At 56.6% G+C, this 12,412-nt stretch carries 11 protein-coding genes; all 11 read right to left on the reverse strand.

From position 1 onward, the window contains the following. Window positions 1–13: 13 nt before the first annotated feature. The 11 genes from OS189_RS14655 to OS189_RS14705 all read right to left on the reverse strand — a co-directional run bounded on the left by OS189_RS14655 (window position 14) and on the right by OS189_RS14705 (window position 12,411). Entirely contained in the window at window positions 14–2,467 is a 2,454-nt protein-coding gene (locus tag OS189_RS14655; protein ID WP_267168076.1) for a ligase-associated DNA damage response DEXH box helicase, read from the reverse strand. Between the two features lie 94 nt (window positions 2,468–2,561). After that, window positions 2,562–3,251 carry an NAD(P)-dependent oxidoreductase gene (locus OS189_RS14660; protein ID WP_267168077.1) on the reverse strand — a complete coding sequence of 230 codons (690 nt, stop codon included), beginning with the start codon at window positions 3,249–3,251 and terminating at the stop codon, window positions 2,562–2,564. 109 nt (window positions 3,252–3,360) lie between these two features. Then, window positions 3,361–4,668, reverse strand: a complete 1,308-nt coding sequence (locus OS189_RS14665) for a DUF8689 domain-containing protein (protein WP_267168078.1) — start codon at window positions 4,666–4,668, stop codon at window positions 3,361–3,363. 62 nt (window positions 4,669–4,730) lie between these two features. Continuing rightward, complete coding sequence (locus tag OS189_RS14670) at window positions 4,731–5,225, reverse strand: prepilin peptidase (RefSeq protein ID WP_267168079.1); 495 nt, start codon at window positions 5,223–5,225, stop codon at window positions 4,731–4,733. Window positions 5,226–5,228: 3 nt separating this feature from the next. Continuing rightward, entirely contained in the window at window positions 5,229–6,077 is an 849-nt protein-coding gene (locus tag OS189_RS14675; protein ID WP_267168080.1) for a tetratricopeptide repeat protein, read from the reverse strand. A gap of 74 nt (window positions 6,078–6,151) precedes the next feature. Further along, window positions 6,152–6,742, reverse strand: coding sequence for a tetratricopeptide repeat protein (locus tag OS189_RS14680; protein ID WP_267168081.1), 591 nt, complete (start codon window positions 6,740–6,742; stop codon window positions 6,152–6,154). Continuing rightward, window positions 6,742–7,728, reverse strand: a complete 987-nt coding sequence (locus tag OS189_RS14685; RefSeq protein WP_267168082.1) for a type II secretion system F family protein — start codon at window positions 7,726–7,728, stop codon at window positions 6,742–6,744. Before OS189_RS14685 ends, OS189_RS14680 begins: the two co-directional genes overlap by 1 nt. A 9-nt stretch (window positions 7,729–7,737) precedes the next feature. Further along, on the reverse strand, window positions 7,738–8,700 hold the full coding sequence (locus OS189_RS14690) for a type II secretion system F family protein (RefSeq protein ID WP_267168083.1): 963 nt from the start codon (window positions 8,698–8,700) through the stop codon (window positions 7,738–7,740). A gap of 74 nt (window positions 8,701–8,774) precedes the next feature. Then, window positions 8,775–10,196 carry a TadA family conjugal transfer-associated ATPase gene (locus OS189_RS14695; RefSeq protein ID WP_267168084.1) on the reverse strand — a complete coding sequence of 474 codons (1,422 nt, stop codon included), beginning with the start codon at window positions 10,194–10,196 and terminating at the stop codon, window positions 8,775–8,777. A 26-nt stretch (window positions 10,197–10,222) separates the two neighbouring features. Then, a complete protein-coding gene (locus tag OS189_RS14700; protein ID WP_267168085.1) occupies window positions 10,223–11,458 on the reverse strand; it encodes a CpaE/TadZ family protein in 1,236 nt (411 codons plus the stop codon). 281 nt (window positions 11,459–11,739) lie between these two features. Next, on the reverse strand, window positions 11,740–12,411 hold the full coding sequence (locus OS189_RS14705) for an OmpA family protein (protein WP_416237487.1): 672 nt from the start codon (window positions 12,409–12,411) through the stop codon (window positions 11,740–11,742). Window position 12,412: the final 1 nt, after the last annotated feature.

Raw genomic sequence — 12,412 nt, forward strand, 5'->3', positions numbered from 1 at the left:
CCGCAAGGGATGATCATTGCTTGGCGCGCCAGCGCGGCTGATCTGACGGTGCAGGCGTAATTTGTGCAAGGCCCGAATGTTCCATCAGACGGCGCGCTTCCTCTGCCAGCAGTCGCTCCTCCGCTGCGCCTTTCACGGGAACACGGCCCATTTCCATCAACATAGGTGCAGCTAATGGTGTGACCTGCGCAAGCGTCAGGTGATCAATGCGACCCTTCGTGCGGTTCAGCATTTCTTCTATCCGGCCAAAATCGACCAGTCCGCGCAGGGCTTCTTCGCGGGTGATGTCCAGCATCAGGTGATCCGGATCATATTTGGTTAAGGTGTCGTACAGGATGTCGGAACTGAAAGTCGCTTGCCGCCCCGATTTGCGCGCTTGCGGGCTGTTGCGCTCGATCAATCCGGCAATGGTGGCGCTGGCGCGGAAGGTGCGTTTCATTACGGCATTACCTGCGAGCCAATTCTCAAAGCCGTTGTGCAGGGCATCGGGATCAAGCAGGGGTGCGGGATCGGTTACGAAATCAAGTCCCCAGATCAGGGTCGCGTAATCCGTTGCGACAAATCCGAGCGGGTGGAGGTGCAATTCCTCCATCCGTTTGGTCAGCAGCAGGCCCAGTGTTTGTTGTCCGTTACGCCCTGCAAAGCCGTAGATCACCGTTTGCGCGCGGCCCTCGTGCGGGAAACTTTCGATCAGCAGACGGCCCGATTGGGGAAGCTGGCTGCGTTCGCGTTGCAGGTGCAGCCATTGCGCGGTGTGATCGGGCAGTTCGGGCCAGCTGTCCTTGGCGAACATCCGCTGTACGCGGGCAGATAGCTGGGTTGATGTGGCGAATTTGGTGCCCATAAAGGTCGCGACTTTGGGCTTTTTGGCGCTGTCGCGCGAAACTTCCACAATCATTTCGCGCAAGCCTTCGTATTTCACGATCTGTCCGCCGATCAGAAACGTGTCGCCCGGAGTGAGCGTGGCGGCAAAGCCTTCTTCGATTTCGCCAAGCGGTTTGCCGCCACGGTTGCGCTTCATGCGCACCTTGAGGGTGTCTGTGTCCTGTATGGTGCCGATGTTCATGCGGATGTTGCGCGCGGCGCGCGGATCGCGCAGCTGCCACATCCCATCGGGCCGCTGGATCAAGCGCTGCCAGCGGTCGTAGGCGCGCAAGGCATAGCCGCCGGTCGCGCAGAAATCGAGGCAGGCATCAAACCGGGCGCGGCTGAGGGCGCTGTATGCGCCGGCGGATGTAACCTCCCGGAACAAGGTGTCGGCGTCAAACGGGCCGGCGCAGGCTGAAATCAGGATGTGCTGGCAGAGTACGTCCCGCGGGCCTGCGCCGCGCGGCTCCCCGTCAAGTTCGCCGTCGAGAACAGCCTCAAGGGCGGCGACACATTCAACCACTTCAAAGCGGTTGGCAGGGACGAGAAGCGCCTTTGAGGGGGCATTGTAGTGGTGGTTGGCGCGGCCGATCCGTTGGACAAGTCGTTTGACGTTTTTGGGCGCGCCGATCTGGATCACCAGATCAACATCACCCCAGTCGATACCCAGATCAAGAGAGCCTGTGCAGACAATGGCGCGCAGATCACCGCGCACCATCGCGGCCTCGACACGGGCGCGCTGGGTGCGGTCAAGGCTGCCGTGATGGATGCCGATGGGCAGGCTTTCGGTGTTTGCAAGCCAGAGTTTATGAAAGAAAATCTCGGCCTGCGCGCGGGTGTTGTGGAAGATAAGCGTCGTGTTGTGCTGCCTGACCTGTTCCAGCACGGCAGGGATGGCATAGGCCGCACCACCGCCCGACCATGGGGGCGCTTCGTCTGTTTTCAGCATCCGGATATCGGGGGGCGGCCCCGGATCGGCCAGAAGGATTTCGCAGGGATCCGGGTGACGGGCCATGAAATGCGCGATGGCGGCCGGATCCTCGACCGTAGCGGAAAGGCCGACACGTTTGAGATCCGGGCAGATGGCATTGAGCCGCGCGAGGGCGAGCATCAATTGGTCCCCCCTTTTGGACTCTGCCAGAGCGTGAATTTCGTCGATCACCACCCGTTTGAGGCCCCGAAACATGCGCGGCGCGTCTTCGTAGCTGACTAGTAGTGCAAGACTTTCGGGAGTGGTTAAGAAAATATGGGGCGGGTCGGCGCGTTGACGTTTGCGCAGGCTGGCGGTTGTGTCGCCGGTCCGCTCTTCGATTCGGATGTTCAGGCCCATCTCTGTCACCGGCGTGGTGAGGTTTCGTTTGATATCCGCGGCCAGCGCCTTGAGCGGAGAGATATAGAGCGTGTGCATTCCGTCATGATCCTGTCCGGCAAGATCGATGAGTGTTGGCAAAAAGCCCGAAAGTGTCTTGCCCCCGCCTGTGGGTGCGATCAGCAGCAATGCCGGAGCATCGGCGCGGGCAAGCATTTCCTGCTGGTGGGGATGGATTGACCAGCCTTTAGCGGCAAACCAGTTTTGGAAAGTTTCGGGGATATCATGCATGTTGTGCAAGATAGTGTCGCGCCAGCCGGGGGCCAGCCCCCATTGACCCTGCGGGTCAATTCCCCCGGGATATTTCCGGCCAAAAGAAATTGCGCTAGGGGCGTGATTTTAGATTTTTGATTGTATCCTGGATGGCTTCCGGCAGGCTGGTGTCGGCGCCTTGCGGGGCGGCATTGAGTGCGCTGGCGATATCTTTTACGAGTATCGCGATTGTGTTGTCGGGGGCATGGCCGTCGCGGGCGAATTCGATGCTGTTGAAGCCTGACGCGAACCAGTTCTGACCTGACGATGTGTGAATGAGATCGAGGAGGGCGCTGATATCAAGACCCGCATCATCGGCCCAATCGAGCACCAGCCGTGTCATGGTGGTGTTTGATGCGGCAAGAAGATTGTTGAGAACCTTGGCTTGCATACCTGCGCCGAATTCACCCATACGATGGAAATGTTTGCCCATGGCGCTGAACAGGGGCTGGGCTGCGTCGAGGTCTGCTGTATTGCCGCCGAGCATGAAGCTGAGGCGTGCTTCGCGTGCGGCGATTTGTGCCCCTGACATCGGGGCATCGATCAGCGCGATGCGGGCGGGAATACGTGCGCGCAGATCCCGAACGTAGCGCGGGGAAAGTGTAGAACAGATGATGATGCGGATCAGGGTCGGAATTTCTACGAGGTTCTGTTCACCGAACAACACTGCTTCTGTCTGGTCGATGTCGCGCACCACTGTAATGAGGGTGTCGAGGTCTTCGCTGAAGACCGCGATGTCATCCGTGATATGGGGGACATGCATCGGGACAATGTCATATCCGCGCGCCGGTACACCTGCGGCACGCTACGCTGCAAGCATAGGAGCGCCCATTCTGCCGCAGCCTGCGATACCGGTGCGCGAGCGCATGACGTTATCGCACGATGTGTTCGTCTTTGACGAACATATTGGCCCAGGCGCGATCAACCAGCGCCGGTGACATCTGGTAGGGAATACCCTCGAATTCGCACACGGCAATCATCTGGTCGATCAGAAAGATCGGTTGATAGTTCGCATAGACGTTTTCGATGGTCGGGTATTTGTTTTTCAGCAGGTGAACCAGTGTTGCTTCATCAAGCGGGATTTTGCGCTTTTTGGCGACCATGGCAAAGATTTTCAGGAAATTCGCCTGATTGGGCCCGTCGATTTTGATTTTGAAGAAAATACGGCGAAGGGCCGCGGTGTCAAAAATTTCGTTCGGGTGGAAGTTGGTGGAGAAGATCACCAGCGTGTCGAAGGGCACTTCGAATTTTTCGCCCGATTGCAGGGCGAGGATATCCTTGCTTTCTTCCAGTGGTACAATCCAGCGGTTGACTATGCTTTGTGGTGGTTCTTTCTGGCGGCCAAGGTCATCCACAATAAAGATACCGCCGGTGGATTTAAGCTGGAGCGGAGCCTGATAGGTCTTGGCGGACGGGTTGTAGACCAGATCAAGCATATCCAGCGACAGCTCACCACCGGTGATGACCGATGGGCGTTCGCAGCAGACATAGCGTGCATCAAAGCGGGTGATCCGGCGCAGGGAGTGCGGATCCTGTTCCTCTCTGGCGATTTCGTTGTGAACGATCGGATCGAATACCGTGATCACCTGTGAGGCGTATTCGATGGCGTGGGGCACATAGACCTGATCCCCCAGCGCGTCGCGGATACCGTTCGAGATTGAGGATTTCCCGTTACCTGGGGGGCCATACATGAGGATCGAGCGACCGGCAGAGACAGCGGGACCCAGATTGTCGACCAGATCATCGGGCAAAATCAGATGGCCCATAGCGCCGGTCAGTTGCGAGCGGGTGATTTGCATGTTGCGCACCGACTGGCGCTGCACCTGCTCTTTGTAGACCGTAAGGGGGACGGGCATGGGGCCGAAATACTCCGACTGCGCAAGCGCATCAAGGGCGCGCGCCTTTCCGGTGTCCGTCAACTGGTAGCCCATTTCGTTACCGTTTTGGGCGTTCAATGTACCTGTTGCTTCGATCAGCCGCTGGGTTCTGCACATATCCACCAGTTCCTGAACAACAGGGATCGGCAGACAGACCGCTTTTGACAACTCGCTCACCAGATCGAGGTTTTTGCGGAAGATTGTTTTGATCAGAATGTCGCGCATCATGACGATGGGCAAACGCATATCTGCCAGTGTTTTTGGCGGGGGCGGTGCCATGACGGCATTTGTTGGGGCGTTCATTGTGGTAGGTCCCTCTGCTCAGTTGGGCTTTTGTGACCCATAGGGGATAAAAATGGCGTTATTCAGGCGCCATAAAGGAAACCAAGGACAAGATAGGCGATAAGTGTGGTTCCAAGGGCGAGGCCCATGGGAAATTTTTTATTTTCGGTCCAACTGGTCCAATTGGGTGCCAAGCGGCGCAGCGGGGTGTTTTTGGCAATACGATGGGTGATGAACGATGCCAGAAGGATGCCGATGAACAGCCACATCAGGACGCGCAAATCGCCGATCGCAATGTAGGGGGCTGCGGCTGCGATGAATTTGCTATCGCCCGCCCCCATAACGCCAGCGGCGTTCAGCACCATTCCGACCACCAGCATGATCACAATGGCAAGCAGCCGCCACAAATAGGTTTCGAAGGGCAGAGCGATCAGGCCGATGACCACAAACACGCCGACAAGCGCCATATTTGCGACATTGGTGATCTTCATGCGCGAAACATCGGTGTATACAACATAAAGGCAGATCGGCGTTACAAACGGCAAAAACCATGCAGCTGTGGTCGCTGTGATGTCCATGGCTCAGGCTTCGAGCGCCGCGAGGGAACGTGATGCCGCCTCGAAATGCTGTGGGTGTGTATCGATTGCTTCGCGCAGCAGGCCCTTGCCTGTCTCTACGTCACCCTGCTTGATCGCCGAAAGTGCCATGGTGTGCAAAAGCTGTGCGCGCTCTGTCTGGTCCATGGGGACAACGGGCAGATTGTAATCACGCTGGGCACCACGGGCGAGCACAAGATTGTTTTTCGCTGTGAACAATGTGCCGTCCTGAGCGACCGCGCTGCTGAACAACCGTTCGGCATCTTTATAATCACCGCGCGTCAGTTTGGAATAACCCCAGTTGTTCAGAACCGGCGCGGGGGAGGTGGTGAGCCCGACGGCGATTTCATAAAAGCTGTCTGCTTTTTTCCACTGCTGTTTGCTGTCGGCGACGATCGCTTCGAGACGGTAGCGGGCAAAAGTTTCATGTGTCGGCGGGATCGCTGTCAGCGTTTTCTCGGCACCGGCCCAGTTTCCTGAACGGATTTGTGCATCGGCCAGTTCGACACGATCAGCGTCTGTTGCGCCTTCCAGCGCTACCGTGCGTTGCCATGCCGCGGCCCCTTCATCGTGGCGCTTGGCGCGGATCAGGGACAATGCCAAGCCGCGGTGGAATTCTATGTTGTTGGGTTGCTCGCCCGTTACACGTTTAAAATAGGTGACCGCCTCGTTCGGGTCGGCGACTGTCAGCATGACATCGTTGAGGTTTGCATCGTCAATGACGTTCACATCCTGAAACGCGCGCTCTACGGTTTCCTCCGCGCTTTTTTCAGCGCAGGCTGCCAGCATCGTGGCCCCTGCAAGAAGGGTGATCAAAACGGATTTGTGGCGCATGGTTTGCGTCCTTTACTGCTTCTGCCTCATCCGGTGCCCCTGCGCGGGTGATAGATGCCATGCCTATTTTTAGGTCACAGCCCCGAGCGGATCACGTAGTCGGACGATCCGCGGCGCACCAGTTTATAATCATTTAAGTTATCCGAAGATGTACCAGAGTTCTCACTTTTTTCGAGCGCTAATCGCAAATTGTCGCGAATTGAGACACTTTCGCCATTGTCGAGGGCAAAAGCCTTGCGAAATATCTGTGTCGCATCGGCATTTTTGCCACGTTCCATCAGAACAACGCCTAGATTGTTCCAGATTTCGGGCTGGGTTGCGTCCCGCTCAACGGCGCGGCGCAAAAGTTTTTCGGCCTGTCCCAGCCGGCCCAACCCCAAATTGGCCGTACCCAGGCCAGACAGAATCTCGGCATCGACAGTGCCGCGGTCAATCGCTGCGCGGTTGAACGAGCGGATTGCCAGTTCGTACTGGCCCGATGACACCAGCCGGTGACCGGTTTCAAGATTGTCGGCACCGTCTGCACGCAGATCTACCCCCGGCGCGTCGAGCGTATCGGGGTTTTTGTCGCCGAAACCAGATATGCCAAAGCCGCCCGATGAACAGGCGGCCAAAGAAAGTGGCAGGATCAGGAGCGCGACACCGCGCCCCAACCGTAAGTTCATTAGTTGCCTCCAGGGCCCATCACTTCACCCATTTTCGTGATACCAAGCACCGATGGACCAACAAGAATGATCAGCAGCGGCGGGACCGTGAACATCATTGTGGCAAGTGTCATCTTGGTTGGCAACTTGTTTGCGGCTTCCTCGGCTTTCATAACGCGTTTGTCACGCATTTCCGCCGCATAAACACGCAACGCATCAGCGATGGATGTACCAAAGGCGGCCGACTGGACCAAGACCGTCACAAAAGAGGAGACATCCTGCACGCCGCAACGTGTCCCCATGTCATTCAACACGTTTACCTTGTCTTTACCGGCTTTCATTTCCTGTGCGACGACTTCGAATTCATCGGCAAGCGCGGCGTAGGAGGCGCGCAATTCTGCGGCAACACGCACGATACACTGATCCAGCGCCTGACCCGCTTCGACACAGACCAGCATCATATCAAGCGCATCGGGAAAGCCGTTTTCGATTTCTTCCTTGCGCGCCGCAACGCGGCGGGTGACCCAGTATTTGGGCAACCAGTACCCGATCCCTCCGGGACCGAGGGTCCACATGATGGTTTTCTGGGTGGTCATCTCGCCCTCTACGATGAAGTTGGTGTAAACCACGCCGATCACCAGGCCCAGCAAACCCAATGCCATCTGGGCGAAATAGAACATACGAACGGCATCGCGTGACTGGTATCCCGCCTGACGCAGTTCCAGCTGTTTCTGGCTCAGCTCTTCGACGTCTTTTGGTTCAAGATAGGTCGCGAATTTCTGCAACTGGGCGTTGCTGCCTTTCTGGCGCAGCGCTGCGGGGGCATCGCCTGCACCCTTGCGCGGGGTACTTTGCTGTCGCTTCAGTTTTTCCAGCGGGTCTTCGGGCTGGTTCATCATCATGGCGACAGTCGCCAGAACAAGGATAATTCCGATAACCCCAAGGATGATAATCAGGCCGAATGGCCCCATCACATCACTGATGGCAGTGTTGATGTCGTTTAACATGACAGCCCCTTACACTTTGATGTTTGTGAGCACGCGCATCACAATGAGGTTAACGCCCAAGAAGATACCGACAAAGAAACAGGCGGGAATGAAATAGGGGGTTTCTTTAACTTCGTCGTAATAGTTCGGATCGGCGACGTTGATCACAACCAGAGCAAGCAGTGGGAACGCCGAAAGAAACTTGCCTGACCACTTCGCCTCGGCGGTGATCGCCTTTACACGGCGGAACAGACGGAAGCGTGCGCGGATCACCTTGGCCAGACCGGCCAGAATTTCAGCAAGGTTACCACCGGATTGCTGTTGGATCGTTACGGCCACCGCAAGAAAACGCATATCCTGCATATCCAGCCGCTCTGCCATGTCTTTCAGTGCTTCGCCAATATCGCGCCCGTATGCTGCCTCGTCCGCGATGACCCCGAACTCGGAGGCAAGCGGGTCCTGAATTTCCTTTGAAACGATGGTGATTGCGTTGGTGAACGGATGGCCGACCCGAAGCGATCGCACCATAAGTTCCACCGCATCCGGCAATTGTTCCTCGATCATGGCCATGCGTTTGTTGGCCTTCATGGAGATCCACATAAAGACCCCGCCGACCCCCATACCGATAGACATAACGATCCGGACGGGCGCTTCGGCGGCGGTGCCGACCGTCAGGCCCATAAACACTACCACTGACAGACCTGCCATTACCATCAACAGCTGCTGTGGGGTAAACGCAATCGCGGCTTTTTGCGCCTTTTCAGCCAGTAACGAATACAACGGAATGGACTTTGCATTCATGTGCTGCTGCATTTCCTTGCGCAGCTTTTCCAGTACCTCTTCGCGGCGCTGGCCTTTTTCCAGCATTTCCAGGCGGCGATTCACGCGCGAGTTCAGCGAGATGGATTTGCCGAACGCCACAAGATACAGACCTTCGACCAGCACAAGGACGCCGACAAAGATCAACCCGTAGATAATTGGTTCTGCACTCATGGTTCCGGTCCTTTTTGCGCCTCGGCGCGTGGTTTTTTCCGTGTGCGGAGAGCGGCTAAATTCGCTCCCTTGCGTTATTCGGCAGCGATGGGTTCGTAGATGGACGCAGGCAAATCATAGCCCCACATGCGGAAACGTTCCGCGTAGTGGCTGCGCACGCCCGTTGCGGTGAAATGACCTATAATCTTGTTTTCGGGTGTCAGGCCCACACGCTGGTAGCGGAAAATCTCCTGCATGGAGATAACATCTCCTTCCATGCCCGTAATCTCGGTGATTGAGGTCATGCGGCGGCTACCATCTTGCAGGCGGCTGGCCTGCACGATGAGGTTCACAGCGCTTGAAATCTGGCTGCGCACCGCTTTCAGGGGCATTTCGATACCGGCCATGGCAATCATGTTTTCCAGACGTGATACGCCGTCACGTGCGGAGTTTGCGTGGATCGTCGTCATCGAACCGTCGTGGCCGGTGTTCATGGCCTGAAGCATATCGATCACTTCCTCGCCACGTGTTTCACCAACGATAATGCGGTCAGGGCGCATACGCAGAGCGTTTTTCAAACAGTCGCGCGGTGAAACCTCACCTTTGCCTTCCACGTTGGGGGGGCGGGATTCCATCCGGCCTACGTGGGTCTGTTGCAGTTGGAGTTCCGCCGTGTCCTCGATGGTCAGGATGCGTTCTGCGTTGTCGATGAATGAGGACAGGGCGTTCAGCGTGGTCGTCTTACCCGAACCCGTACCGCCCGACACGATCACGTTTAGGCGCGTCGCAACTGCGGCTTGCAGATATGCGGCCATTTCCTCGGTAAAGGCGCCGAACTGCACCAGGTCGTCGATACCCAGCTTGTCCTTTTTGAATTTCCGGATAGAGACAAGCGATCCGTCAACCGCAACAGGCGGCACCATTGCGTTGAAGCGCGAACCGTCCTTTAGACGCGCGTCAACATAGGGGTTTGATTCATCAACACGGCGGCCAACAGCGGAAACGATTTTATCGATGATCCGCAAAAGATGGCGCTCGTCTTTGAACGTAACGTCCGTCAGTTCCAGCTTGCCCGAGCGTTCAACAAAAATCTGCTGCGGCCCGTTTACGAGAATATCGTTAACCGACTCGTCTTTCAGCAATGTCTCAAGCGGGCCCAGACCGGTGACTTCGTCATAAAGTTCTGAGTTCAGCGCGATGCGGTCTTCGCGGCCTAGAACGATAGAGTTTTCGGCGAGGTGTTCTGCCGAAATTGCATTGATCTCCTGACGAAGGTCCGCTTCGGTGGCGTGTTCAAGCGCGGCAAGGTTCAGGCTGTCCAGCAGGACCCGGTGAAGGTCCAGCTTGATCTCGCCCATGCGCTGCTTGCGCTTTAACTCCTTGTCTACGGCGACAGGTGCTGCGGGCTGGGATGCCTTGCGCATGGATGCGGGCGCGGCCGGTTTTGCCGTCTCGATCGGGGTTACCGTTGCCTTGGGCGCAGCGGCTGCTTCGGCTTTTTTATATTTGGAGAACATGGCGTTATGCTTTCTATGTTCAGGGATTAGGCCGCTTCGGCATCGGAATTGCGCAGGCTGTGGATGGACGACGCCAGTTTGACGATCTCTTTGCGCAGGGGGCTTTTGGGAGCCGAAGCCGCCAGCGGCATACCGTGATCGTTGGCCTGCGTGATCGGCTTGCCGCCATCGGGCAACTGGATATCAATGGAAATTGCCAAGCTTTCCGCCATCCGTTTGACGCGGCTTTTTGCGTTCAGATCGGTGAACTTTGGCGCGCGGTTCAGCACATACCGCACCTTTTCAATCGGCAGATCCTCCGATTGCAACGCGCGCTTGAACCGCAGCGTGTTCTGGGCAGAGCGCATGTCCAGCTCCAATGTAGCAAAGTAGAGGTGCGCCGATGACAGCACAGCTTCGGACCATTGGACCAATGTCGAGGGCATATCGATTACGACATAGTCAAACTGGTTGCGCGCTATATCCAGAACGCGGTTGATGTCTTCGGAGGAGACAAGATCAAGCGGCAGCATATCCGCAGGGGCGGTCAACACGCTCATCTTGTCTTCGTAGCTTACCAACGCCTGACCAAAGATTTCTTCGTCCATGCTTTCGGTGTCGGCCAGCATTTCGTAGACAATTTCGCGCCGCGGCAGATCGAGGAAGGTCGAAACGGACCCGTATTGCAGATCAAGATCAAGCAGACAGACCGACGGTGCGTCTTTTTTCTCGATGTTTGCCAACTCCCAGGCGAGGTTGACTGCCATGGTGGTGGACCCTGTGCCGCCTGCCAGACCGTGCACAACAATCACTGCGCCATCCTTCTGCGCCCCGGCCTTCAAGGGACTGGAAGACTCTGAAGGGGTCGGTACGGCTTCTGGCACGCGTAGACGAGCGATTGCCTGTGCCAATTCACCTTCGGGAAGCGGGTAGGGCACAAATTCATCAGCACCTTGGCGCAACAGGGAATGCAGCGCGCTTGGCGTTACATCTTCGGCGATCAGGATCACCTTCAGGCCGCGGTTTTTGGCCTGAACAATGATCTCGCTCATCAGGGGCATGTTTTCTTCGTCTTCGTCGTCCATCGCAAGGGCAATGAACTCCATCCCGTCGGCTTCGGGTTGACCGAAAAACGCCAGTGCTTCGGCGAAGCCTAGATCACCCCAGCTTTCGCCCAATGCGCTTTCCATATCCTCGATGAGCAAATCAAAATTTTGCACATCCCGGCTGACGGTACACGCAAGGATTACATCCCGATCTGGTTGTGGCATCACGCTGCTCATTGCCTTCTTTCCTTCTATCAAAGGGCTGCGAGGCCGGATCGGGATACCGGAGTGGTATTCTTCAAAGGCCGAGCTGCCCCCGCCGACGTTTTGCCGGACAGAGTTTTCTCGTTGAAGAATTAATCGCAGGGAAGTTAGGCGAGATTGGGGCCGAAAAGCTGCGATTGTTGGGTTTCTTGAAACGATCACAGGTTTCTGGCGGGATTGGACCACACAAAATCGGGGGTCAAAACGGAAAAAGCCGCCCTCAGGGGGCGGCTAACGGTTAAATTACAGGGGGGTCATCCATCGAGCCCTTGGACAGTTGTTGACGACAGTGTCGGTTGCGATACTGCGCTGTTAACATAGTCGCGATATATGATTTGGGCGTATTTTCCGTCCATCACGGTGGGGTGACGCTTAACAAAACCGCTTACCTCTGTGACAGTGCGACGGTTGCGGCGTTCGCGGCCTTGGGTCACAACCAGCGGCTGCGTTTCTCCGAAGGAAACAACTGCTTCCAACCGCTGGCGGCTTATGCCCAGCGTCGAGAAGTAGTTTACGACAGCATTCGCGCGCCGCTGACCAAGGCTTTTGTTCGCGCGGTTGGAGCCGACAGCATCAGTATGCCCGTACACGCGGAATCGAATCTCGGGGAACTGTCTGATCCAGTTTGCCTGTTGGCGCAGGATCGCTTGGGCTGTTCGGTCAAGTTGTGCGGAGTTGAATGCGAAGTTAACGGTGCTGTCGACTTCGGTGGAGAACCGTCTAGCCAGATCGAAGGTGTATTGACGTTCGCCTGTCATAACCAACCGGTTGTTCAGCGTAGAATTCCCGAAATCACCTGCATCTACCAGTGAGCCGGCTTCGGAGTAAAACTGCGTGTAAACCGGATCGGAACTGGTGGAAGTGCATGCAGACAGCCCCAAGGTTGCTGACACTACGCTGCCGATGATGATATTCCGTTTGGTCATG

Source organism: Sulfitobacter sp. F26169L, from assembly GCF_026410285.1.
GTDB lineage: Bacteria > Pseudomonadota > Alphaproteobacteria > Rhodobacterales > Rhodobacteraceae > Sulfitobacter.